24 protein-coding genes are annotated in these 23316 nt (G+C 69.0%); 18 read left to right on the forward strand and 6 right to left on the reverse strand.

The window, feature by feature from the left end; all coding sequences use genetic code 11:
- The first annotated feature begins 45 nt into the window (after positions 1-45).
- A complete protein-coding gene (metK, locus tag OHA40_RS27855) occupies positions 46-1257 on the forward strand; it encodes a methionine adenosyltransferase (protein ID WP_330229810.1) in 1212 nt (403 codons plus the stop codon).
- Between the two features lie 81 nt (positions 1258-1338).
- Positions 1339-3789 (forward strand): primosomal protein N', encoded by a 2451-nt coding sequence (locus OHA40_RS27860; protein ID WP_330234408.1) that lies wholly within the window; start codon positions 1339-1341, stop codon positions 3787-3789.
- Positions 3790-3956: 167 nt separating this feature from the next.
- Here the strand turns inward: OHA40_RS27860 and OHA40_RS27865 are convergent, their stop codons facing one another.
- Positions 3957-4802: an SDR family oxidoreductase gene (locus OHA40_RS27865; protein WP_330229811.1), complete on the reverse strand. Its 846-nt coding sequence runs from the start codon at positions 4800-4802 to the stop codon at positions 3957-3959.
- A gap of 75 nt (positions 4803-4877) precedes the next feature.
- On the opposite strand from OHA40_RS27865, the gene OHA40_RS27870 reads away from it, so the two are divergent.
- The 4 genes from OHA40_RS27870 to OHA40_RS27885 all read left to right on the forward strand — a co-directional run bounded on the left by OHA40_RS27870 (position 4878) and on the right by OHA40_RS27885 (position 8926).
- A complete protein-coding gene (locus tag OHA40_RS27870) occupies positions 4878-5459 on the forward strand; it encodes a TetR/AcrR family transcriptional regulator (RefSeq protein ID WP_330229812.1) in 582 nt (193 codons plus the stop codon).
- Between the two features lie 328 nt (positions 5460-5787).
- Complete coding sequence (locus OHA40_RS27875) at positions 5788-6423, forward strand: PadR family transcriptional regulator (protein WP_330229813.1); 636 nt, start codon at positions 5788-5790, stop codon at positions 6421-6423.
- Between the two features lie 111 nt (positions 6424-6534).
- Positions 6535-7491 carry an esterase/lipase family protein gene (locus OHA40_RS27880; RefSeq protein WP_442943828.1) on the forward strand — a complete coding sequence of 319 codons (957 nt, stop codon included), beginning with the start codon at positions 6535-6537 and terminating at the stop codon, positions 7489-7491.
- A gap of 349 nt (positions 7492-7840) precedes the next feature.
- Positions 7841-8926 (forward strand): proline racemase family protein, encoded by a 1086-nt coding sequence (locus tag OHA40_RS27885; protein ID WP_330229814.1) that lies wholly within the window; start codon positions 7841-7843, stop codon positions 8924-8926.
- A gap of 21 nt (positions 8927-8947) precedes the next feature.
- Here the strand turns inward: OHA40_RS27885 and OHA40_RS27890 are convergent, their stop codons facing one another.
- Complete coding sequence (locus tag OHA40_RS27890) at positions 8948-9136, reverse strand: hypothetical protein (protein ID WP_330229815.1); 189 nt, start codon at positions 9134-9136, stop codon at positions 8948-8950.
- A 141-nt stretch (positions 9137-9277) separates the two neighbouring features.
- On the opposite strand from OHA40_RS27890, the gene def reads away from it, so the two are divergent.
- From def to OHA40_RS27910, 4 genes are read left to right on the forward strand one after another with little or no spacing between them, the layout of a single operon-like run.
- Complete coding sequence (gene def, locus OHA40_RS27895; protein WP_330229816.1) at positions 9278-9844, forward strand: peptide deformylase; 567 nt, start codon at positions 9278-9280, stop codon at positions 9842-9844.
- Complete coding sequence (gene fmt / locus OHA40_RS27900; RefSeq protein WP_330229817.1) at positions 9844-10767, forward strand: methionyl-tRNA formyltransferase; 924 nt, start codon at positions 9844-9846, stop codon at positions 10765-10767. The genes def and fmt overlap by 1 nt, the downstream gene beginning before the upstream one ends.
- Positions 10764-12455, forward strand: a complete 1692-nt coding sequence (locus OHA40_RS27905; protein WP_330229818.1) for an RsmB/NOP family class I SAM-dependent RNA methyltransferase — start codon at positions 10764-10766, stop codon at positions 12453-12455. The genes fmt and OHA40_RS27905 overlap by 4 nt, the downstream gene beginning before the upstream one ends.
- A 59-nt stretch (positions 12456-12514) precedes the next feature.
- Positions 12515-12865 carry an MmcQ/YjbR family DNA-binding protein gene (locus tag OHA40_RS27910; protein WP_330229819.1) on the forward strand — a complete coding sequence of 117 codons (351 nt, stop codon included), beginning with the start codon at positions 12515-12517 and terminating at the stop codon, positions 12863-12865.
- Between the two features lie 6 nt (positions 12866-12871).
- Here the strand turns inward: OHA40_RS27910 and OHA40_RS27915 are convergent, their stop codons facing one another.
- Entirely contained in the window at positions 12872-13741 is an 870-nt protein-coding gene (locus OHA40_RS27915; protein WP_330229820.1) for an RNA polymerase sigma factor SigF, read from the reverse strand.
- Positions 13741-14163 carry an ATP-binding protein gene (locus tag OHA40_RS27920; RefSeq protein ID WP_330229821.1) on the reverse strand — a complete coding sequence of 141 codons (423 nt, stop codon included), beginning with the start codon at positions 14161-14163 and terminating at the stop codon, positions 13741-13743. Before OHA40_RS27920 ends, OHA40_RS27915 begins: the two co-directional genes overlap by 1 nt.
- Before the next feature lie 96 nt (positions 14164-14259).
- Between OHA40_RS27920 and rpe the strand changes: the two genes are divergently transcribed.
- A complete protein-coding gene (rpe, locus tag OHA40_RS27925) occupies positions 14260-14916 on the forward strand; it encodes a ribulose-phosphate 3-epimerase (RefSeq protein WP_330234410.1) in 657 nt (218 codons plus the stop codon).
- A 5-nt stretch (positions 14917-14921) separates the two neighbouring features.
- Here the strand turns inward: rpe and OHA40_RS27930 are convergent, their stop codons facing one another.
- Complete coding sequence (locus OHA40_RS27930; RefSeq protein ID WP_330229822.1) at positions 14922-15392, reverse strand: hypothetical protein; 471 nt, start codon at positions 15390-15392, stop codon at positions 14922-14924.
- Positions 15393-15949: 557 nt separating this feature from the next.
- On the opposite strand from OHA40_RS27930, the gene OHA40_RS27935 reads away from it, so the two are divergent.
- The 5 genes from OHA40_RS27935 to OHA40_RS27955 all read left to right on the forward strand — a co-directional run bounded on the left by OHA40_RS27935 (position 15950) and on the right by OHA40_RS27955 (position 19922).
- Complete coding sequence (locus tag OHA40_RS27935; protein WP_330229823.1) at positions 15950-16573, forward strand: riboflavin synthase; 624 nt, start codon at positions 15950-15952, stop codon at positions 16571-16573.
- A 467-nt stretch (positions 16574-17040) separates the two neighbouring features.
- Complete coding sequence (locus tag OHA40_RS27940) at positions 17041-18285, forward strand: bifunctional 3,4-dihydroxy-2-butanone-4-phosphate synthase/GTP cyclohydrolase II (RefSeq protein WP_330229824.1); 1245 nt, start codon at positions 17041-17043, stop codon at positions 18283-18285.
- A gap of 30 nt (positions 18286-18315) precedes the next feature.
- The gene (gene ribH, locus OHA40_RS27945) at positions 18316-18795 is read left to right on the forward strand and encodes a 6,7-dimethyl-8-ribityllumazine synthase (RefSeq protein WP_330229825.1); all 480 of its coding nucleotides are present in this window, start codon (positions 18316-18318) and stop codon (positions 18793-18795) included.
- A 2-nt stretch (positions 18796-18797) separates the two neighbouring features.
- Positions 18798-19298, forward strand: coding sequence for a PH domain-containing protein (locus OHA40_RS27950; protein ID WP_330229826.1), 501 nt, complete (start codon positions 18798-18800; stop codon positions 19296-19298).
- 84 nt (positions 19299-19382) lie between these two features.
- Entirely contained in the window at positions 19383-19922 is a 540-nt protein-coding gene (locus OHA40_RS27955; protein WP_330229827.1) for a GNAT family N-acetyltransferase, read from the forward strand.
- Positions 19923-19930: 8 nt separating this feature from the next.
- Here the strand turns inward: OHA40_RS27955 and OHA40_RS27960 are convergent, their stop codons facing one another.
- On the reverse strand, positions 19931-21883 hold the full coding sequence (locus OHA40_RS27960) for a gamma-glutamyltransferase family protein (RefSeq protein ID WP_442943829.1): 1953 nt from the start codon (positions 21881-21883) through the stop codon (positions 19931-19933).
- Between the two features lie 146 nt (positions 21884-22029).
- Between OHA40_RS27960 and OHA40_RS27965 the strand changes: the two genes are divergently transcribed.
- Positions 22030-22719: an HAD family hydrolase gene (locus OHA40_RS27965; protein WP_330229828.1), complete on the forward strand. Its 690-nt coding sequence runs from the start codon at positions 22030-22032 to the stop codon at positions 22717-22719.
- A gap of 133 nt (positions 22720-22852) precedes the next feature.
- Positions 22853-23272 carry a hypothetical protein gene (locus OHA40_RS27970; protein ID WP_330229829.1) on the forward strand — a complete coding sequence of 140 codons (420 nt, stop codon included), beginning with the start codon at positions 22853-22855 and terminating at the stop codon, positions 23270-23272.
- Positions 23273-23316: the final 44 nt, after the last annotated feature.

The following is a 23316-nucleotide window of genomic DNA, read 5'->3' on the forward strand; positions in this document are numbered from 1 at the left end:
GTCGCAAGCCGATACGAGTAACCCGTTGAGGGAGAGGGAAGAACTGTGCGCACGTCCGGCAGCCGCCTTTTCACCAGTGAGTCCGTGACCGAAGGTCATCCGGACAAAATCTGTGATGCCATCAGCGATTCCATCCTCGACGCATTGCTTGCGGACGATCCGCGCAGCCGGGTCGCGGTGGAAACTCTCGTGACCACCGGTCAGGTGCATGTCGCGGGTGAGGTCACCACATCGGCGTACGCCGATATTCCGCGAATTGTCCGGGAGAAGGTCCTGGAAATCGGATATGACTCTTCCGCAAAGGGATTCGACGGGAATTCCTGCGGTGTGAATATCGCGATCGGCGCGCAGTCGCCGGATATCGCGCAGGGTGTGGACACCTCGCACGAGGCGCGCGTCGTCGGGGCCGCCGATGAGATCGAACGGCAGGGCGCCGGCGACCAGGGGCTGATGTTCGGTTACGCCACCAAGGACACCCCGGAACTGATGCCGCTGCCGATCGCGCTGGCGCACCGGCTGTCGCGCCGGCTGACCGAGGTGCGCAAGTCCGGCGTGCTGCCTTACCTGCGTCCGGACGGCAAGACCCAGGTAACAATCGAGTACGACGGCGACCGCCCGGTCCGCCTCGACACGGTCGTCATCTCCACCCAGCACGCCGCCGACATCGACCTGGACAATCTGCTCGCGCCCGATATCCGCGAGAAGGTCGTCGACACGGTGCTCGCCGAACTGGAAGTGCCCAGCCTGGACACCTCGGACATCCGGCTGCTGGTCAACCCGACCGGCAAGTTCGTGCTCGGCGGTCCGATGGGCGACGCGGGCTTGACCGGCCGCAAGATCATCGTCGACACCTACGGCGGTATGGCCCGCCACGGCGGCGGCGCCTTCTCCGGCAAGGACCCGTCGAAGGTGGACCGTTCGGCCGCGTACGCCATGCGCTGGGTCGCGAAGAACGTGGTCGCGGCCGACCTCGCCGAGCGCGTCGAGGTCCAGGTGGCCTACGCGATCGGCAAGGCCGCCCCAGTCGGCTTGTTCGTCGAGACCTTCGGCACCGAAAAGGTCGATCCGGCTCGCATCTCCACCGCGATCACCGAGGTGTTCGACCTGCGTCCCGGCGCGATCATCCGCGACCTGGACCTGCTGCGCCCGATCTACGCGCCGACCGCCGCGTACGGCCACTTCGGCCGCACCGACGTCGACCTGCCGTGGGAGCACACCGACCGCGCGGACAAGCTGCGCGCGGCCATCGGCCTCTAGCCCGACCGGGTCGGAGTGAACGAACCCGCGGCGGACAACCCCGCCACCCCGGCGGACCGTCCGGCCGCGGGTCCCGCAGCCGTGGAGCAGCCGATCGCCCGAGTGCTTCCGCTGCTGTCACCGGCGCACCTGGACCGTGACTTCGACTACCTGGTGCCCCCCGAGCTGGACGAGCTCGCCCAGCCGGGGGTGCGGGTGCGCGTCCGTTTCGCGGGTCGCCTCGTCGACGGTTACCTGCTCGCGCGGCTGGCACGCAGCGACCACGAAGGCAAGCTGGTCAAGCTCGAACGCGTCGTCTCCGGCGAGCGTGTGCTGACGCCGGAAATCCTCGAGCTGGCCACGGCGGTGGCCGCGCGTTACGCGGGGACCCGCGCCGACGTCCTGCGGCTGGCCATTCCGCCGCGCCACGCCCGCACCGAATCCGGCGGGACGAAGAAGTCCGCCGAGCCCGCTGCGGCACAGGCTGTTTCGGTCGAACGCTTGGCGGGAGACGGCGAAGCCAGCGGAGCCGTCGCTGAGACTGCCGGCGTCGCAACATCTTCGGCCCGAACAGATGATGTGATCGACGTCTCCGCTACCGTGTCGAGATCCATACCATTCCCGGATTCCGCTGAGGCGCATGGTGTGTCGGCTTCTCCTGCCGACGTGAGTGAGCCCGCACGAGGGGCGAGCACCGGATCTTTTCGAGCGACTGAACCCGACGAGCCCCGTCCGGCGAGCGAGCGACCCTACCCGCGGACCACGGACCAGGCCGATGCGTCCGGTGGTGATGGGTCTTCGGAGGAGGATGGGCCGCGCGCGGTCGACGCGGTGAGCGGCGAACAATGGGACGCCGTCGTCGAAGATCGGCCCGCGAACCAGCTCTCTCCTGCCGATCCGCCGCGGTCACCGGCACCTTCCGGCGTCGAGGTGGAGATCGCTTCATGGGAGCGGTACGTGCACGGCCCGGCGTTCGTCACCGCGCTCGCGCAAGGAAAGGGGGCGCGGGCGGCGTGGCAAGCACTGCCCGGCGAAGACTGGCCACGGCGGCTGGCCGAACTCGCCGCTGTGGTGGCGGCGCAGGGGCGCAGCGCGATCCTGATGGTGCCCGATCAACGCGATCTCGACCGAGTACTGACGGAATGCGTTCGGCTGGTGGGAGATTCGGCGGTCGGACTCGCGGCCGGTCTCGGACCGGCGGCCAGGTACCGGCGCTGGCTCGCGGTGCTGCGTGGTTCGGCGCGCGTGGTGGTCGGCACGCGCAGCGCGGTATTCGCACCGGCGGTGAATCTCGGCCTGATCGGGCTCTGGGACGACGGCGATGACACCTACGCCGAACCGCGCGCTCCGTATCCGCACACGCGCGAGGTGGCGATGCTGCGAGCGCACGAGACCGGGGCCGCGTTCGTGGCGGCCGGTTTCGCGCGGACCGCGGAGGTCCAGGCTGTGGTCGATTCCGGCTGGGCGCACGACCTGGTTGCCGACCGAGCCGTCCTGCGTAAGGCCGCGCCGCGGATCAGTGCCCCCGGAGACAGCGACATCGCACTGGAACGCGATCCGGTCGCGCGCGCGGTCCGGATTCCCGGCGTCGCGTTCGCGGCCGCCCGTGCCGCGCTGAAGGAGGGGGCGCCGGTGCTGGTTCAGGTGCCGCGTCGCGGCTACATTCCCGCACTGGCCTGCGCGAAATGCCGCACGCCCGCCCGATGCAGGCACTGCAACGGGCCGCTCGCGCTGCCGGAAGCGCATCGGCAGCGCGGCCCGTCTGCCGAGTCCAGCGCGGCCGTCCAGAGTCCCGCATGCCGCTGGTGCGGGATCACCGAAGCCGCGTTCCGCTGCACCAGCTGTGGGTCGCGCGTATTGCGCGCGGTGGTGATCGGCGCGGCCCGCACAGCGGAAGAACTCGGCCGCGCGTTTCCCGATGTGACGATTCGTGGTTCCGGCGGTGGTGCGGTGCTCGACACCGTGGAGCCGGGACCGCAAGTGGTTGTCGCGACGGTGGGCGCCGAGCCTGTCGTACCCGGCGGTTACGGCGTCGCGTTGCTGCTCGACGGTTGGGCGTTGCTCGGCCGCGCCGACCTGCGGGCCGCCGAGGACGCGCTGCGCCGCTGGATGGCCGCCGCCGCGCTGGTCCGCGCGCACGGGCAGGTCATCGTGATGGCCGAGCCCTCGATACCCACCGTGCAGGCGCTGGTCCGCTGGGACCCGGTGGGCGCCGCCCGTGCCGAGGTCGCCGCCCGTGCCGAGGTCGGCTTCCCCCCCGCGGTCCGTCTGGCGGCCGTCGACGGCACCGCTGCCACCATCGCCGAATTGCTCGCCGCGGCCGAGCTTCCCGACATCGTCGACCAGCTCGGGCCGGTGCCGCTCCCGGATGGCGCCCGCAAGCCCTTCTCCTCCGGCGATTCCCCCGTCGAGGTCGAGCGCATCCTGCTGCGGGTCGAACGCGGTTACGGCGCGGCGCTGGCGGGTGCTCTGCGCGCGGCCCAGGCGGTCCGCAGCACGCACCGCTCCGACGCACCGCTGCGCGTCCAGATCGATCCGATCGACATCGGCTGACCAGGCGACCGCATCGCTCGGTCGCGAGAGATCGCGTCGTATCCACCTCCGGCGGTGTCGCCTACCGGGGAGACCGGTCCCTCGGCCGCGGCCACGCGTGACCGCGGCCGAGGATCGCTCCGCTCATCTCGAATCCACCCCGGAACGATCGGTGCCGGGTACGTCGATCAGGCGAATGCCGCTCGACTGCGTGCGGCCCAGGCGGCGTAGTCCGTGGCGGGGCGCCCGAGTACACGCGGAATGTCGGCGCTGATTCGCTGTTCGGCGGGTGTCGGCTCACCGAGGATGGTCAGCGTGTGCTCGACCACCGGCTCGGGCATGAAGTGGAGCATTGCCGCATGCGCTTGTGCCCTGGTCAATTCCACGAATCGCAGCGGTTCCCCGAGTGCCGCGCCGAGCGCCTCGGCCTGATCCCGCGGTGTGGCGAGCGCGGGTCCGGTCAGCGTGTAGACCTGTCCGGCATGCCGGTCGTCGCGCAACGCGGCCGCCGCGACCGCGGCGATGTCGGCCGGATCGACCGACGGCAGTCCGATATCGCCGAATGGCGCGGCGACCACTCGTTCGGTGCGCACCGATTCCGCCCATGCGTAGGTGTTGGAGAAGAACCCTCCCGGTCGCAGGAATGTCCAGTCCAGCCCGGACTCTCGGATCGCCTGCTCGTAGGCGACCAGCCGGGCGTATCCCGCGGCTTGGGGTCGGGTCGCCACACCTTGCGAGGACACGAAGACGACCCGCCGCACGCCGCCCGCCGCGATGACTTTCAGCACTTGTTCGGGCTCCGGGCCTGCGACCAGTTGCTCGCCCGCGACCAAGAGAAACAGCGTGTCGGCTCCGGTGACGGCGGGAGAGAGGCTGTCCGGGTCGCTGAGATCGGCGCGCACCGAACGGACGCCGTCGGGCAGCGGCTGGTCCGTGCCCCGCCGCGAGATGGCGGTCACCTCCTCGCCCGCATCGGCGAGCAGGCGCACGAGCGGTGCGCCGATATTTCCGGTCGCTCCGGTGACAACGATCATGGTGCAGCTCCTGAGTTAGTTGACTGACTAAAAGCAACGTAGCCGATCGTGGACGCCGTGTCTATAGTTAGTTGTGTGACTAACTCATCCGACGCGACAGCACAAGCGGGCAAGCGGGAGCGGTTGGCCGCGGCAGCGGCTCGGGTGTTTCACGAACAGGGCGTCGAGAAGACCACGATCGCCGATATCGCCCGGTCCGCCGAGGTTCCGGTGGGCAACGTGTATTACTACTTCAAAACGAAGGATCAGCTGGTGGAGGCCGCGATCAGCGCGCAAAGGCGTGGTCTTCGGGACCTGATCGCCAGGTTGGAGCAGCACGAGGCGCCGCAGGACCGGCTCAAGGCGTTGGTGCGCACTTGGGTGGATCAGCGGGACGTGGCCGCGCAGTTCGGCTGCCCCACGGGGACCTTGGCGGCGGAGCTGGGCAAGCGCGCCGACGGGCTCGACCGCGAGGCGGCGGCCGCACTGCGTGAACTGATCGACTGGGTGGAGCGGCAATTCGCGGGCATGCGTAGCGGCGACGCCGATGAGCTCGCGGTGGCGTTGATCGCGGCATATCAGGGGATCTCGTTGCTCACCAATACCTTCCATGAACCCGAGCTCATGGTCGCCGAGGGGCGTCGGCTGGAGCGCTGGATCGACTCGCTCGTTTCCTGAGCGCGAAGGCGCTCTCCACTGATCGGCCGGTGCGCTCGTTTGTGCTCACGCCGGGGACTTCGTGTCGGCGGTGGCGTCATGTTCTCATCAGCTGGGCCGAGCGCGACTCGGTCATGTGGTGACACCGAGGAGTTACCCGATCGCGTCGAGTCCTGACCGGGATCTCGCCCTTCATCACGTCCTTCCCGCGATGCGGCACAAGGTCGCAGATGGTGTGCGTCCGAGTCTGTGCCGGCTGACCTTCGACTTGGCACACTCCTTGCGCTCGATGCATTGCCGATATATCGTCGATAAAATGAATCACACACGAGAGCCTTGGGAGGCCGACATGGAACACAGGGAACATCGAGAGTTCGGACGACGCGGCCGCAGGCCGCGGCCGGACCATGAGGATTTCGACCGCGGGCGGCGATTCCGCCGTGGTGGCAGGCATGGTTTCGGACCCGAGTTCGGGCCGGGTTTCGGACCCGGATTCGGACCGCACTTCGGTCGCGGTCGCGGCGGCCGGGGTAGACGCGGTGACGTGCGCGCCGCCGTCCTGTTGCTGCTGACCGAGCGGCCGATGCACGGTTACGAACTCATCCAGCAGATTCGTGAGCGCAGCGACGATATCTGGCGACCGAGCCCGGGGTCGATCTACCCCGCGCTGGCGCAGCTGGAGGACGAGGGTCTCGTGCTCATCGAGAAGGTCGCCGGGCGCAAGACGGCGAAGCTGACCGAGACGGGCACCGAGTACGTCACGGCTCACCGGGACGAATTGGGCGACCCGTGGGCGGAGGTCAAGCAGGACGTCGGAGCCCAGGCGATGGACCTGCGCGCACTCGTGGGACAGCTGATGGGCGCGGTCGCGCAGGTCGCAGCCGCCGGCACGCCGCAACAGGCGGCGCGTGCGGCGGAGCTGCTCACGGAGACTCGCAAGTCCCTTTACCGGATTCTCGCCGAAGACGAGACCCCCGAGAAGTAGGGGAGGCGAAACACCCCGATACGGCGGGCATTTCGAGCCGATCGGAGAGATCATTGTGATATGCGACAGCCGAGTGGTTTGAGAGCTTGGGGTTATTCACACTTGCGGAGGGTGGTGCTGGTCTTTGTCATCGCTGGAGCCGCCGTCCTGGGCTCCGGAGTGGCGACGGCCGAGCCGGCCGGTTTCCGCCCGGCCGACGTGCCGATGCACGCCGCGCCTCCGCAGCCCGACCATCTGGCCGCCGCGTGGTACCAGAAGAGCCATCCGAACGTGACGCCGATGGGCACGAACGACTTCGGCTGCGTACCGAACACGGCCCACCCCCGGCCGGTGGTACTCGCGCACGGGACCGACTCCACCGCTTACTCCGATTGGTCGGCCATCGCGCCCCGCTTGGCCGCGGCCGGATTCTGCGTGTTCGCGCTGAACTACGGCGGCAGCCCCGGCGCGGAGAGCTACGGTACCGAGGATCTGGTGCTGAGCGCCCACCAGGTCCGCGTGTTCGTCGACCAAGTGCTCGCGGCGACCGGCGCGAGCGAGGTCGATCTGGTCGGGTTCTCGCAAGGCGCCAACGTGACCCGCTACTACGTCAACAAGCTCGGCGGCGCGGCCAAGGTCGGGCAATGGATCGGCCTGGCCTCGCCCACGTACGGCGGTGTGATGTACGGGTTGGTGCCGATCGCTCAGTCGATCCCCGGCGCTCTGGACGCCTTCGCCCGGGTGACGTCGCTCGCCGCCGTGCAGCAGGCCGAAGGCTCACCGATCATGCTCGATCTCAACGCGGGCGGCGATACGGTGCCCGAAGTGCGGTACGTCACCATCGGCAGCCGGGTCGACGAGATGATCCAGCCGTTCGACAACATCGCCCTGCGCGGGCCCGGCGCGCGGAACATCGCACTGCAGGATCTCTGCCCGTCCGATCTCACCGGACACTTCCACATGGTGTACGACCTGTTCGTGCAGGAGTTGTTGCTCACGGTGCTCGAGCCGAGCAGTCCCGCCCCGGTGTGCAGGCCGGTCCCGCTCGGCACCGGCATCCCGGAAGTGATCATCGCCGGGAACTCCTGAACTCGGGCGGCCGGGCGGAGGGATCGACGCCCGCCCGGCTTCAGGGAGCGGCCGAGTGAAGTCGGTGATTGCTGGTCCGTGACATCGACCCCGAGACGGGAGCGGTGCGGATCAACAAGGCATAGAAGGCCGCGGCAGCCGGCTCGTGCTCGGATTGGTCGATCACGCCCGAAAGTGTGCTTGAACGCCTCAAACACCGCGACAGCGATAGTCGAGCGTCCATGACCTTCCCCGACCCTCGAGCTGTTGAGCCCTGTGCCGGGGGCAAGTTTCGTGCTTCGCATCGGACGGTGATCCCCGTCGGGTCGACTGGATGGCAGCGGTCTTGGTGTGGTAGAGCTTTGTGAGCGTGTGGGATCTCGAGGGGTTCGGCGGCCTGCCGATATTGGATATCGTTGATGCGCATGCCGGTGGTGATGTCGGTCGGGTCATCGTCGGCGGCGTGGTGCGGCTGCCCGGTGAGTCGGTGGCCGAACGTGCCCGGTTTCTCGAGGGCACCGCCGATGGACTGCGTCGGATGCTGATCGGGAAGCCGCACGGCGACCCGACGGTGAGCGTGAATCTTGTTGTCGCACCGTCGGCGCCGGGCGCTGAATTCGGCCTCATCATCATGGGGACCATGGGGTATCCGGGCTTCTCCGGATCCAACGCCATGTGCGCGGTGGCCGCGTTGGCAGCAGTTGGGCGATTGACACTGCCCGGCGGCAGCCGGGAACTGTTGCTGGAGACCCCCGCCGGGGTATCGGCGTTGAGGGTCTCGGGCCAGGGCACGACCGTGGAATCGGTGAGTTACGACGCGCTGCCCGGGTTTGTCGCCGCGGACGACTGCAGCGTCGAGGTCGGGGAATGGGGAACTGTCTGCTATAGCCTCGTATACGGCGGCACCTGCTATGCCCTGGTCGACGCCGATGCCATCGGAATGGACCTGACACGAACGCCCATTGCGGAGCTGAGGCGCTTCCTCGACGCTTTCCACACGGTCGCGGCACCGGTATCGCGAATGACGCATCCGGTCCTCGGAGCCATGCCACCGCTGCGGCTGAGCATGCTGGCCGGGTCCGTGCATAGCGCGGACGCCGGGCGGTGGGTCGTGCGCGTCGCGGTGTACATGGAGCCCTCCGTCATCTGCTACGGCCCGACCGGCACGGGCACCACCGCTCTGCTGGCCTGGTTGCGACACCGGCAGAAGATCGCCGTCGGCACGACCGTGCGCGCGATTTCGCCGTACGGAACCGAATTCACCGGAACACTGACCGCCGACACGACCGTCGGGAGTACGCGCGCGGTCGAAACCCGCATCGGCGGAACACCGCGCCTGCTGGGTCGCAGCCGCGTCGTCGTCGACTTCGAGGACCCGCTGATCGACGACCACGGGCTCCGGCACATCCTGGATGGCAACCACAAGGCCACGCCCGGCGACCAGGGGCCACGGTGATACCCGACGTCCGGTAATCGGCTACTTGAAGATGGCCGCCGCCTGCTGCGCGGCACCGGTATTCCAACCGGCCTGCACGCCGGTGCCGTAGCTGCCCGGATTCGCCAGAGCCTGCGGCCCGACCGCGTTCTGTTGTGAAATGCAACGACGTGTCGTGAATCGGCAGGTGAACAGCAGGTCGAGGTCATCTTCGGTCGCTGACCAGGCCATTTTCCGGGCGGCCGGGCGGAGGGATCGACACCCCGCCCGGACCGCATAGGAGTTCTACCAGCTCCTGGCTGGTGAATCGGGGATTTTGCGGTCGTCTCACTAGAATGAATCGACCTGTTCGTCCGCTCCCGGGAGCCAGCCGTGACCATTCAGCCCGTTCGCCTGTTCGGTGATCCCATCCTGCGTGCCCGCGCCGCGGAGGTCACCGCGTTCGACCGCGATCTGCGGCAGCTGGTGACCGACCTGACCGAGACCATGCACGACGACGGCGGGGTCGGCATGGCCGCGCCACAGATCGGAGTCGGGCTGCGCGTGTTCGTCTACGACACCGGCGATGCGGCCGGACATCTGGTGAACCCACAGTGGGAAGTCGTCGGCGACGAAGAACAGGTCGGCCCGGAGGGATGCTTGTCGATTCCCGGCCTGCGCTACGACACGCGGCGGGCGCTGCGCGTGCGCGCGTCCGGTGTGGACCTCGACGGCGCGCCGGTCGCGTTCGAGGCCGAGGGACTGCTGGCGCGGTGTGTGCAGCACGAGACCGATCACCTGGACGGCGTCCTGTTCATCGATCGTCTCGACCCGGCTCAGCGTAAGGAGGCGATGCGGGTCATCCGCGAATCCGACTGGTTCGCCGCGGGTGCGACGGTGCGCCCCGCCCGGTCGATCAGCGGTGCGGGCCGGCCCAACCCGTTCGGGCTGGGTCGCTGATGCGCGTCGTCTTCGCGGGAACCCCCGAACCGGCGGTGCCGTCGTTGCGGCGCTTGCTGGAATCGTCGCGCCACGAGGTGATCGCCGTGGTGACCCGACCGGACGCGGTGGCCGGGCGCGGACGGAAGGTGACCAGGTCGCCGGTCGGCAGGCTGGCCGATGAGCACGGCATCCCGGTGCTCACGCCCGCGCGGCCGTCGGAGCCGGAGTTCGTCGCACATCTCACCGAATTGGCGCCGGACTGCTGTCCTGTCGTGGCGTATGGCGCGCTGCTGCCGCAGCCGGTGCTCGGCATACCGCGCTTCGGCTGGATCAACCTGCATTTCTCGCTGTTGCCCGCGTGGCGTGGCGCGGCGCCGGTGCAGGCGGCGATCGACGCGGGTGACGAGGTCACCGGCGCGTCGGCCTTCCAGATCGAGGCCGGACTGGACACCGGACCGGTGTTCGGCATGGTGACCGAGAAGATCTCCGTCACCGACACCGCGGGTACGCTGCTGCAGCGCCTGGCCGACAGCGGCTCCCGGCTGCTGGAAGTGACGCTGGACGGCGTGGAGGACGGCACGCTGGAGGCGGTGCCGCAGTCCACCGACGGCGTGTCGTACGCGCCCAAGGTTGCCGTCGAGGCGGGGCATGTCCGGTGGGACCAGCCCGCTCTGGCCATCAGCAGGCGTATTCGCGCGGTCACCCCCGCCCCGGGTGCGTGGACCGAGGTCGACGGCACCCGGCTGAAACTCGGTCCGGTCGAGCTGGTCGAGGAGGTGCTGCCGGAGCGGGTGATCGAGGTCCGCAAGTCCGGCGTCTTCGTCGGCACCGCCACCACCGCCGTGCGGCTCGATCAGGTTCAGCCGCAAGGCAAGCGGATGATGGCCGCGCTCGACTGGGCGCGCGGCGCCCGCCTGCGGCCCGGCGCGGTGGTCGAGTGAGCCCGCGCGAGGACGACGGCCGCGATCGGCGGCGTGACGAACGGGATGCCGCGCGCGAGCGTGTGAAGCGATCCGGCCGCCCGAATCGGTCCGATCAGACCGGACCGACCGCCGGTCAGCCTGCGCCGTCCAGCGCCGGACGGCAGCAGGACCGGAACGGCGCCGATCGGCCGCGGGCGGCCGAACAGCCTGCCCGAGGCGAGAGCCGCGGTCGTGATCGGGACGAACAGCGCACCTCCGCGGCACAGCGCGCGGGCCGGGCGGACCGTTCCCCCCAGCGACGCCCGGACCGCAGCGGATCGAAAGCCGTTGCGCGACAAGGCTCCCGGGCTACCGGTCGATCGGACCGGAAAGAACCGGCCGACCCGGCTCGGGTGGTCGCCAGGGATGTGCTGCGAGCGGTCCGCGAACGCGATGCCTATGCCAATCTCGTCCTGCCAGCGCTGTTGCGGGAACGGGGATTATCCGGGCGGGACGCGGCGTTGGCGACCGAACTCGCCTACGGCGCCTGCCGGTCGCTGGGGCTGCTCGACGCGGTGATCGCCAAGGGAGCGGGCAGGCCGATCGAGGAGATCGACGGACCGCTGCTGGACGTGCTCCGGCTCGGCGTCTACCAGCTGTTGCGGACCAGGATCGGCGCGCACGCGGCGGTCGACACCTCGGTGGTGTTGGCCCGCGCCGAGTTCGGCGCGGGCAAGGCCGGTTTCGTCAACGCTGTGTTGCGGCGGGCGGCGGAGAAGACCATCGAGCAGTGGGTCGATGCGCTCGCACCCGCCGATCCCGTAGGGCGCTTGTCTTTCGAGTACGCCCACCCGGCGTGGATCGCGCAGGCGTTCGCCGATGCGCTCGGCGCGCGAGCAGGGGAGCTGCGCGACATGCTCGCCGCCGACGACGCCCGTCCGCTTGTGCACTTGGTGGCCCGGCCCGGCGACATCACCGCGGAGGAACTCGCGCTGGTCACCGGCGGTGCGGAAGGCCGGTGGTCGCCGTACGCGGTGTATCTGGACGGAGGCGACCCCGGCAAGCTCGAGCCGGTGCGCGAAGGTATGGCGGCCGTGCAGGACGAAGGCAGCCAGCTGGTGGCGCTCGCGCTGACCCGGGCCGCGCTCGAAGGGCCGGACAACGGCCGCTGGCTCGACCTGTGCGCGGGACCCGGTGGCAAGGCCGCGTTGCTGGGGGCGATCGCCGCGATCGATGGCTTCCGGGTGGACGCGGTCGAACCGGCCGCGCATCGCGCCGAACTGGTGCGCAAGGCCGTGCGCGACCTCCCCGTGGACGTCCATGTCGCCGACGGTCGCGCCAGCGGACTGCCCCCGGGTTACGACCGAATCCTGGTGGACGCGCCGTGCACCGGCCTCGGGGCGCTGCGGCGCAGACCCGAGGCGCGTTGGCGGCGCACCCCCGCGGACGTTCGCGATCTGGTCGTGTTGCAGCGCGAATTGCTCACCGCCGCTTGGGATCTGGTGCGTCCCGGTGGTGTCGTGCTGTACTCGACCTGCTCGCCGCATCTGCCGGAGACCGTGTCGATCGTCGCCGATGCGGTGCGCCGTCTCGGCGCGGAACAACTGGACACCCGCGATCTGCTGCCCGGCGTCACCGACGTCGGGGACGGACCGGGTGCGCAGCTGTGGCCGCACCGGCACGGCACCGACGCGATGTACCTGGCCGCGCTGCGCAAACCACGCTGAGCCGCCGCGACATTCCATTTGTCCAAGCCGGACCCCAGGCCATGCCGCACACTCGGTTCATGACGATGACCTGGCAGGACGTGGTGGCGCTTGCGACCGAACTCCCGGAGGTCGAGGAATCGACCTGGTGGCGCAGTCCGGGGTTGAAGGTCGGCGGCAAAGGGTTCGCCCGGCTGCGCAGCGAGGCGGAGGGCGGGCTCGTACTGGCCTGCGATCCGGCCGAAAAGGAGGCGTTGCTCGCCTCCGGCGATCCGGCCTTCTACACCACGCCGCACTACGACGGCTACGCCTACATCCTGATCGATCTGGATCGCGTCGCGCCCGATCAGCTGCGCGAGTTGCTCGACGACGCCTGGTGGCTCACCGCTCCGGCGAAGTCGCGCCGACTGCGCGACCGCGAAGCCCGGTGAGCCCGGTCATTCCCGGCTGGACTGTTCGCGCAGGCGGGCAAGGGTTTTCGCGAGGATGCGCGACACGTGCATCTGGGAGATGCCCATCTGCTGGGCGATCTGGGTCTGGGTCATCGATTCGAAGAACCGCATGGTGAGGATGCGCCGCTCCCGCTCGGGCAGCCCGGCCAGCAGCGGCCGGATCGCGACGTACTCCTCGACCCGGTCGAACTGGGACTCTTCCTCGCCGAGGGTGTCCAGCAGCGAGGCGTCGGTGTCGCGGCCGAGCGTGGCCGCGTCGATCGAACTGGGCTGGTAGGCGTTGCCCGCGATGACGGCCTGGGTGACCTCGTCCGGGTCCACGTCCAGCTCCGCCGCGATCTCCTTCGCGGTCGGCGAGCGTCCGAGCGTCTGGGATAGGGAGTCGATCGCCGCGCCGATGCGTAGGTGAGTCTCCTTGACCCGCCGGGGGACTCGCATCGCCCACGTGTTGTCCCGGAAGTATCGGCGGACCTCGCCCATGATGGTCGGCACCGCGAACGACAGGAAATTCGAACCGCGCTCGACGTCGAAGCGGTCCACCGCGTGCACCAGACCGACCCGGGCCACCTGGGTCAGGTCGTCGAACGGCTCACCACGGCCGCTGAACTTGCGCGCGATGTGATCGGCGAGCGGAATGCAGCGGCTGATCAGTTCCGCGCGCAGCGCCGTGTGCCGGGCCGAGCCGGGCTCACTGGCCGAAAGCTGCTCGAAGAGCAGACCGACATCGTCGTATCCGGGGACCGCGCCCGCGGCTTCGATGGTTTCGCTTTCCTCGACGTCCTCGGCGTCGTCCTCCGTGGTCAGGGTGTCGGCGTCGTCGTGCTGGGAGTCGAACACGGTGTCTTCGTCCGCCACTACGCCTTCCCCCGGACCCGACGGAACTCCACCGTCGTCGGATATCCGGAAACCGTCGTGTCGAACGAATCCTGCGTCGCCTCCACCGCGTCGGTGAGCGTACGCAGGACGTGCCAGCCGAAGCTGCGCTGGTCCGGTAGTCCCGGCTTCTCCGCGATGCCGTCGACCCGCACGAGCAGTTCGGTGTCACCGACGGTAAATCGGCAGTTCAGGCTCGTTTCCGGGGCCGCGACCGCGATCAGCGTCGAGCAGACCTCATCGACGGCGAGCCGGACGTCGGCCACCTCGTCCAGCGTGAAATCGCTGAGTAGGACGAGGGTTTCGGCGAGCCCACGCACGATGGGCAGCTGTGTCACCGACGCGGCCACCCGAATCTCCACCGGGGTGCTGTAGAGCCCCTGTTCCGCCGAAAAATTGATCACCCTATGCAGGCTACCCACTCCCGCGCTGGACAACCCTCGCGGCCATTAGACTGCGGCGTTGTGTCCAACCCGATTTACCCGCGTCCGGCCGCGCCGATGATCGCTCCCTCCATCCTGTCCGCCGACTTCGCGCACCTCGCGGACGAGGCAGACGTCGTCGCAGGCGCCGATTGGCTGCACGTCGACGTGATGGACGCGCACTTCGTGCCGAACCTCACAATCGGCCTTCCCGTGGTCGAGAGCCTGCTGAAGGCGACCGACATCCCGCTGGACTGCCACCTGATGATCGAGAACCCGGGCCGTTGGGCGCCGCCGTACGCCGAGGCGGGCGCGCACAACGTGACCTTCCACGCGGAGGCGACCGACGACCCGATCGCGGTCGCGCGCGATATCCGCGCCGCCGGCGCCAAAGCGGGGCTCTCGGTGAAGCCGAACACACCGATCGAGCCGTATCTGGAGATTCTGCGCGAGTTCGACACGCTGCTGGTGATGAGCGTGGAGCCGGGTTTCGGCGGACAGTCCTTCATCCCGGAGGTGCTGGAGAAGGCGCGCATCGTGCGCAACCTGGTCGATGCCGGTGAGCTTCGGCTGCTGGTCGAGATCGATGGCGGCATCAACACCGACACCATCGAGGCGGCCGCGGCGGCGGGCGTCGACTGCTTCGTCGCCGGGTCCGCGGTCTACGGCACCGCCGACCCGGGAGCCACCGTGCAGGCCTTGCGCAGGCAGGCGGCCTCGGCGCAAGCGCGCTGAAAGCGCTACCTGGCTCGGAGTTTCGTCGCGGCGATGCTGCGAATCGCCGTGATCGCCGCGTCCAGCGGCGGTCGGCGCGCCGCAGCCTCGGGCGGTCGGATCCAGATGCGATAGCCGGTGCGCTCGTCCTCCGGCGACGGCAGCACGACCTGGCTGCCCGCACCGGCCACCGTCACGTACAGCCGGAACAATGCGGCCGAGACCGCGGTGCCGAGCACGCCGGGCTGGGCGGGGCCGGTGAGGAAGGTCCAGCGCCGGGCGCGCGGATGGTCGACGACCGGACCGGCGATTCCGTCTTCGCCGAGTCGTCGCAGCACCTGTTCGCCGAGTTCGTCGGGCATGCTGACGGCCCCGTAATCGATGCCGATATGCAGCAGAATGCGGCGCGAGCCGGGATCTACCGAAGCGGGCAGTTGGAATTCGCGGCGATACCGCACGCAGCGAATTTCCGGCGTCGCATCGAGAAATGTGGTCACATCGCGCCCCCAGCGCTGTCGGACTCGATTTGTCTCACTGTTCTTCCGGCTTTCTCGTGTAGGGACCTCGGCGCCGGGCTTCGTGCGCCTGGGCCCGACGCCTGGTCGATCCGTCACATCGAACTGCTCATACGGAAAGTTGAACGGGAGAAGTCAGCCGGATAACGATATCGCCCCCGGGTCGTCCGCGTGCAAATTATCGTTTATAACCGTGTCGCGATGGGGTACCGATCAATGAACGCGGTCGACGACCTCGGATGAATGGCTTCGCACGGTATCGGAAATTGCCTGGAACAATTATCACACTCTAGTACGGCAGGTAATTTCCGAACGTCTGGACATATTTTGTTCCACTTTCGATGACATCAGCTTGTTCGCGGCGCGTGGGCCTGGCGGCCGGTCTGCTTCCGGTCCGGTCGTCGGTGCCGCTGCCGCGAACCGGAACGCCCGCTGTCTCCTACGATCCGGCGTCGTTAGGCTGAGCGGGCGCGGGAATAGCGGCCGGTGCCCACGCTGTTGGCCCAACCGGACGACAACGACACAGGGAGTCAGGGCACATGTTCACAGGCATCGTCGAGGAACTCGGCGAGATCGTCGCCAGCGAGCAGCTGGCCGACGCCGCGCGGCTGACGATCAAGGGCGAGCTGGTGACCTCCGATGCCGGGCACGGTGATTCGATCGCGGTGAACGGAGTGTGCCTGACCGTCGTGGAGGTGGTCGGCGGCGACTCGTTCACCGCCGACGTCATGGCCGAGACGCTCAACCGCTCCAGCATCGGCAAGCTGGACATCGGCGCGAGGGTGAACCTGGAGCGTGCCGCCGCGCTGAACAGCAGGCTCGGTGGCCACCTGGTGCAGGGCCACGTCGACGGCACCGGCACCGTGCTCTCGCGCACCCCGTCGGACAACTGGGACGTGGTACGGATCTCACTTCCCGACAACCTCGCCCGCTACGTCGTGGAGAAGGGTTCGATCACCGTCGACGGCATCTCGCTCACGGTCTCCGGACTCGGGGTCGCCGACGAGCCCACCGAGACCGGCGACCGGGACTGGTTCGAGGTCTCGCTCATCCCCACCACACTCGCGCTGACCAATCTCGGCTCCGCCACTGTCGGCACCACCGTGAATCTGGAAGCAGACGTGATCGCCAAGTACGTCGAACGCCTCCAACAGCGCGGCTAGCCGTGTCCCACCCGCTCGTCCTGACAAGAAGAAGACGCGAGACCGGGAGCACCGTCCGTGGCCGCGCACCCGTCAGGGCGGCCGAATCGAATGCGACGTCGCCACGGTTCCTCTCTGCACGTCTCAGTGCGGCCTGCCTGCCTGCTCCGATCTGCTCGGTCTCGGGCGCGACCGCGTCAGCAGCAAGACAGCCAATGGCATTCGTTTGTCCGCGAGCCATCGGCATGGAGCGAACGCCAGGTCCCGCGCCTGCTACCGGACGCAACCACGTCGGCCCAGCTCCTGTTTTCGAGCGCAGCGAGACCGAGCATTCCCCGTTCGCGGCCCGAGCCACAAGGGGGCCGCGAACACGCCGCGACGGAGTCGCGGCCGAACAAGCACAGCCGCGAACACGCCGTGCCGCAGGCGCGGCAAAACAAGCACAGTACTGTGGTGAGGCACCTATTTCGAGATGGAGCACAGCAGACGTGACCAGGTTCGACAGCATCGAGCGCGCAGTCGCCGACATCGCAGCCGGTAAGGCGGTCGTCGTCGTCGACGACGAGGACCGCGAGAACGAGGGCGACCTCATCTTCGCGGCGGAGAAGGCCACCCCGGAGCTGGTCGCGTTCATGATCCGCTATACCTCCGGGTACATCTGTGTCCCGCTCACCGGCGACGATTGCGATCGGCTCGGCCTACCACCGATGTACGCGATGAACCAGGACAAGCACGGCACCGCCTACACCGTCTCGGTGGACGCGCGCGAAGGCATCACCACCGGCATCTCCGGCGCCGACCGCGCCACCACCATGCGGCTGCTGGCGGACGCCAACGCGAAGGCCGACGACTTCACCCGCCCCGGTCACGTGGTGCCGTTGCGCGCCAAGGACGGCGGGGTGCTGCGTCGTCCCGGTCACACCGAGGCTGCCGTCGATCTGGCGCGCATGGCCGGTCTGCGGCCCGCGGGCGTGATCTGCGAGATCGTCAGCCAGAAGGACGAGGGCCATATGGCCCGCACCGAGGAACTGCGCGTTTTCGCCGACGAACACGAGCTCGCGCTGATCTCCATCGCCGACATGATCGCCTGGCGGCGCAAGCACGAGAAGCATGTGGTGCGGGTCGCCGAGGCGCGCATCCCCACCGCGCACGGCGAGTTCAAGGCCGTCGGCTATCAGAGCATCTACGACGAGGTCGAGCATGTCGCGCTGGTGCGCGGCGATATCAGCGTCGGCGAGGACATCCTGGTCCGCGTGCACTCGGAGTGCCTGACCGGAGACGTGTTCGGGTCGCTGCGCTGTGACTGTGGTCCGCAGCTGGACGCCGCGCTGGAGATGGTCGCGGACGAGGGGCGCGGTGTGGTGCTGTACATGCGCGGTCACGAAGGGCGTGGCATCGGCCTGATGCACAAGTTGCAGGCCTACCAGCTGCAGGATTCCGGACACGACACGGTCGACGCGAATCTCGAGCTCGGGCTGCCCGCGGATGCCCGCGATTACGGCACCGGTGCACAGATCCTGGTGGATCTCGGCATCCGCTCGATGCGGTTGCTCACCAACAACCCGGCCAAGCGGGTCGGTTTGGACGGCTACGGCCTGCGGATCACCGAGCGGGTGCCGATGCCGTTGCGCGCCAATGCGGAAAACCTGCACTACCTGCGCACCAAGCGGGACCGAATGGGACACGACCTGATCGGGTTGGACGAACTCGATCTCGGCGAGACGGCGCACTGAACTGCGAGCCGACCGGAAAGGCGGACATTGATGAGCGGTACCGGGGTACCGACTTTCGCGTTGGAGGATGCCAAGGACCTCACCTTGGGCATCGTCGCGTCGCGCTGGCACACCCAGATCTGCGACACGCTGGTCGCGAATGCCGAGCGGGTGGCCAAGGACGCGGGCGTCCAGCACATCACGTTGGTGCGCTGCGCCGGCGCCATGGAGCTGCCGGTGGTTGCCCAGGAGCTGGCCAGGTCGCACGACGCGGTGGTCGCGCTCGGCGTGGTCATCCGCGGTGACACACCGCATTTCGAGTACGTTTGCGACGCGGTGACCGCCGGGCTCACCCGAGTATCGCTGGACGAGGGCACGCCGGTCGCGAATGGTGTGCTCACCACGAACAACGAGCGGCAGGCGCTGGATCGGGCAGGGCTGCCCGAGTCGCACGAGAACAAGGGCGAGCAGGCGGCTGCCGCGGCGTTGGATGCCGCGCTGACGCTGCGCGCCCTGCGGCAGTCCGCGTAGCGATGCCGGTGGTACGTATCTTCCGGAGGAACGCGGGCTCGCCCGCGGCGCCCGGCGATACGCCCGAGTGGGAGTTCGAGGTGCGCCCGCGGCGCGCGGTGCGGTCGGCCTGGGTCGTGGCGGTGCTGATCGCTGCCGCGTTCACCGCGGGCGGTATCTGGCTGCGCAGCGGGTCGACCGGCGTCAACTTCCGTGTGGCCGACCAGATCGCGATGATCGGGATCGGCTTGCTCGGCGCTGCGGCGGTGCTATTGCTGACCAGACCGAGGGTGCGAGTGGGCTCGCGCGGTGTGTCCGTGCGGAACGTCTTGGGCGACAACGATTTCCCGTGGGAGTACGTCCGAGGCGTGTCGTTCCCGGATCGGAAGTCCTGGGCGCGTCTGGAATTGGTCGGCGACGACTACGTGCCGATGCTGGCGATCCGCTCCAACGACAAGGAGCACGCCGCGCGGGCGATGGCCCGGCTGCGCGAACTCGGCGCGAAGTACTCCGGGAACGACTGATCACTCGGGGCGCGTCGACCGAGGCGTGCAACCCCGGGTTCGTCCGTCTCGCGCGGTGCTCGGCGCTGGTCTAGCCTCGCCGGTATGGAGCCGGGTGCGTGCGTTCTCGCGGCGGCTTTCGCCGACGATCCGCTGATGATCTACTTCTGGCCGCGTTCGCGACGGCGGCGGAAAGCCTTGCCGCTGTTCTGGGATGCACGCATCGCGTCGCGTAGGCAGAACGGGCTGGTCGACCTCGCGCACGACGCGGAAGGAAACCTCGCCTGCGTGGCGCTGTGGGAACCCGCCGGTGTGGTGTCGCCGATGGCGAAGCCGCTGACGATGCTGCGAGCCACGGGCAGGAGCACGATCCGGGCGCTGGCCGCCGGGCGCCAGCTGGAACGGGCACGACCGGCGACGCCCCACCTGTATCTGGCCGCAATCGGGACGCTGCCCGGATCGCAAGGGCAGGGACTGGCGACGGCACTGCTGGAGCGGCGGCTGTCGTCGGCCGAGCAGCCCTGCTTCCTGATCTCGGACAGCCACGGCACCGTGCCGTTCTATCAGCGCTTCGGGTTCGAACCACACGGTGAGTTGACGATCGACCACGGTCTCGTCGTGTACCCGATGGTGCGGGCGAACTGACTCTCGGATCAGCGCGTGTCGCCGAGGACCGCACCCTCGCGGCGCGGGTCGGCGCCGCCGATCCATCCGTCCGCGCCGTCGCGTTTCAGGGCGCTGAGGCCGCTGGTTTGCGGCGCGACCGACACCTGGTGGCCGAGTTCGCGGAGCCGGAGCACGAGCGGGTCGTGGTTGCCGTTGTCGGCGGCGTTGATCGCCGGGTGCTCGCCGCCGACGCCGGTGGACGGGCTGTTCCCGGCGCCGAAGGCGACTGCGGAGACCGCTTGTTGCGGGTCCAGACCCCAATCGAACATGTTGACCAGGGTTTTCAGCACGTACTGGATGATCACCGAACCGCCGGGCGAACCGGCGACATGGGTGAGCTCGCCGCGTGCGCCGTCGGGGGCCCTGTCGAACACCAGCGTGGGACTCATCGAGCTGCGCGGGCGCTTGCCCGGCTGCACGCGGTTGGCCACCGGCACGCCGTCGGCGCCCAGCGGGTCGGCGTTGAAGTCGGTGAGCTGGTTGTTCAGCACGAAGCCGTCGACCAGGTGGAACGAACCGAACGCGGACTCGACGGTGGTGGTCATGGCCGCCGCGTTGCCGTATTCGTCGACCACCGAGATATGGCTGGTGCCGTGCTCGGGCGGCTGCGGGCCGACGCCGAGCGGAACCGGGCCGAAGTCGCCGGGCTGTGCGGTGCCCATGCTGCGGTTGGCATCGATCAGCCCGGCGCGTTGCCGCAGATAGTCCTTGTTCAGCAGGGTCTGTGCGGAATTGCCCGGCAGCGGAATGAAATCCGTGTCGGCCACGTACTTGTTGCGGTCGGCGTAGGCGAGCCGCTCGGCCTCCGAGATGAGGTGCACCGCTTGGGCGTTCGGCCGTCCACCGTTGCGATCGATATTGTCCGGCCGCATGGTGGCCAGATCGAAGTTCTCCAGGATGCCCAACGTGGCGGCGACGGCGATGCCGCCGGAGGAAGGACTGGGCATGCCGCAGATCTCGCGCTCGCGGTACCCGGTGCACAAGGCCGTGCGCTTCTTCGCCTGATAACCGGCCAGGTCCTCGGTCGTGATCAGGCCCGGCGTGCGCCCGCCGGAGGACCGGCCCGCGGCCTCGACGATGTCGCGGGCGATGGCGCCGGTGTAGAAGGCCTGCGCGCCCTCGGCGGCGACGGCGCCGAGCGCCTTCGCCATGGCCGGATTGGTGAGCACGGTCTCGACGGCCTTCGGGCTGCCGTCCGGCTCGAGAAAGTACGCCTTGGCGCCCTCGTCGACCGCGAGGTCCTTCGCCGACTCCGCGATCTGACCGGCAAGGCGGGGGCTGATCGGGAACCCGCGGTCGGCCAGCCCGATGGCGGGGTCGAACAGCTCGCCCCACGCGGTTTTGCCGTGGTCGCGGTGCGCCAGCTCGAGCATGCGCAGCACTCCGGGCACTCCGATCGAGCGGCCGCTGGCGCGTGCGTTCGGCTTGGGCTCGGTGCGATCGGTGTCGCTGACCCAGCGCAGATAGTTCTCGGTCGCGGCCGCCGGTGCGACTTCGCGGCCGTCGTAGGCGTCCACGGTCTTCGTGTTCGCGTCGTAGTAGAGCAGGAACGCGCCGCCGCCGATGCCGGAGGCCTGCGGTTCGACCAGCCCGAGCACCGTCTGCGCCGCGATCAGGGCGTCCGCCGCCGTCCCGCCGTCGCGCAGCACCTCGCAGGCGGCCTTGGTCGACAGGGGGTTGGCGGTCGAGACCGCGAACGTGTGCGTGCGCACCGGGGTCATGCCCGTGCGATAGCCGCTCGCTATCTCCGGGTTCGTGCTCAGGTCCTTGGTGCCGCTCCCCGCCGGCCCGGTCGCGGTCGCGGTGACCGGCGTGCCGTTGGGGACCGTCTCGCAGACGCCGTGGGCGTGGTCCTCGCCGGACGAACATGCCGTGGCCATCCCGACGGTGAGTACGAACGCCGCCACCGCGGCCACCCAGGTTCCTTGCTTGCGCCACATGCGGGGGACTCTAGCGCCAGCCACCGACCGCCTGCGCCGCTTTCCTTCCCACGGACGAAATCGTCATGGCGGCAGCGAGTGTCGAGCACGGAGGGCCGAGCCGCGCGGCCCTGCGGCGCCGGGCGTGCCGTCGGTAGGCTGGCCGGGTGGCGATCGAGGCGGTGCTGTTCGACTTTTCCGGGACCTTGTTTCGGCTGGAGGACGACGAATCCTGGTACGAGGATCTGACCTGGTCCGATGGGCGGGCGTTCGACGTGCACGAGAAGGCCGAGATCATGCGCAGGATGACGGCGCCGGTGGACCAGATCGTGGAATTCGACGCCGAGACGAAGTACGCGTGGGACAACCGCGACCTCGATCCCGCGCTGCATCGCATCGCGATGATGGAGGTGCTGCGCAAGTCGGGTGTCCCCACCGACGCGGACGCCGAACGGCTGTATGCCCGGCTGCTCGACCCGCTGGAGTGGACGCCCTATCCCGACAGCGAAGTCGTCTTGAATCTGCTCGCGGTACAGGATGTTCCGGTCGCGGTGGTGAGCAACATCCCGTTCGACATCCGCCCGTCGTTCGCGGCGCGCGGCTGGGACCGCCTGGTCGGCGCGTTCACGCTCTCCTACGAGGTCGGCGTGATGAAGCCCGACCCGGAGATCTTCCACTCCGCGTTGGACGAACTCGGTGTGCCCGCCGACGCGGCGCTGATGATCGGCGACAGCGCCGAGGCCGACGGCGGCGCCGCTGCGCTCGGCAGCCGATTCGCCCTGGTACAAGCCCTGCCCACCGCCGAACGCCCGGACGCGCTGCTGACCGCTCTGCGTCGGCACGGCCTCGTGGAGTAGCCGGCATTCCGCACGCGCCCGCTCCGATTGCCGAAGTCCGAGTTGCCCGGGTCGCCACCGTGTTACCGTGCGAATCGGCGTGGTCGTCAGGTGCGTCGGTTCGTTGGGTACCAACGGGGGTACGGCTGTGAGCATGGCGTTTTCGGGTGAGGAGCCATCCGTCGGCGTGGAAACGGCCATGCCGGTGGCGGTTCGCGACGTGCGGGAAGCCGTCGCGGGATTGGCGGGATTCGCGATCGCGTATCCGGTGCTGATGAACCTGACCCGCGGCGGCGACGCGGCAGCCGCGGCGTCCACTCAGTTCTGCGTCGCCTGGGCGCTCGGCCTGCTCGTCTTCGGATTCGCCGAGGGCGCGCGCACGATCCGCAGCCTGGCGATCGCGCTGGCGATCATGCAGGCCGCCCTCGGGTGCTCTGCGCTCGGCGACCTGGAGACCGTCCCGCCCCTGGTCGGGATCGTCGCCGCGGCCTATTCGCTCGGCACGTCGGCGGTGGTCGTGCACCTGCTGTGCCAACCGGAAGCCAAGGCCTGGTTCGGCGTCCGGGAACCCTGACCGGCCGCGACGCTGCCGTGTGGGGCTGTCGGTCACCGTGGCTA

This window comes from Nocardia sp. NBC_00508, from assembly GCF_036346875.1.
In the GTDB taxonomy this organism is placed as follows: Bacteria; Actinomycetota; Actinomycetes; order Mycobacteriales; family Mycobacteriaceae; genus Nocardia.

Coding starts and splice junctions, on each gene's coding strand:
- OHA40_RS27865 (WP_330229811.1), bottom strand. CDS start 4,802: ATGATCGTTGTCACCGGAGCGACCGGAAATATCGGCGCACCGCTCGTG.
- OHA40_RS27875 (WP_330229813.1), top strand. CDS start 5,788: ATGGAACACAGGGAACATCGAGAGTTCGGACGACGCGGCCGCAGGCCG.
- OHA40_RS27890 (WP_330229815.1), bottom strand. CDS start 9,136: ATGGCCTGGTCAGCGACCGAAGATGACCTCGACCTGCTGTTCACCTGC.
- fmt (WP_330229817.1), top strand. CDS start 9,844: ATGCGCGTCGTCTTCGCGGGAACCCCCGAACCGGCGGTGCCGTCGTTG.
- OHA40_RS27910 (WP_330229819.1), top strand. CDS start 12,515: ATGACGATGACCTGGCAGGACGTGGTGGCGCTTGCGACCGAACTCCCG.
- rpe (WP_330234410.1), top strand. CDS start 14,260: ATGATCGCTCCCTCCATCCTGTCCGCCGACTTCGCGCACCTCGCGGAC.
- OHA40_RS27935 (WP_330229823.1), top strand. CDS start 15,950: ATGTTCACAGGCATCGTCGAGGAACTCGGCGAGATCGTCGCCAGCGAG.
- ribH (WP_330229825.1), top strand. CDS start 18,316: ATGAGCGGTACCGGGGTACCGACTTTCGCGTTGGAGGATGCCAAGGAC.
- OHA40_RS27950 (WP_330229826.1), top strand. CDS start 18,798: ATGCCGGTGGTACGTATCTTCCGGAGGAACGCGGGCTCGCCCGCGGCG.
- OHA40_RS27955 (WP_330229827.1), top strand. CDS start 19,383: ATGGAGCCGGGTGCGTGCGTTCTCGCGGCGGCTTTCGCCGACGATCCG.
- OHA40_RS27960 (WP_442943829.1), bottom strand. CDS start 21,883: ATGTGGCGCAAGCAAGGAACCTGGGTGGCCGCGGTGGCGGCGTTCGTA.
- OHA40_RS27970 (WP_330229829.1), top strand. CDS start 22,853: ATGGCGTTTTCGGGTGAGGAGCCATCCGTCGGCGTGGAAACGGCCATG.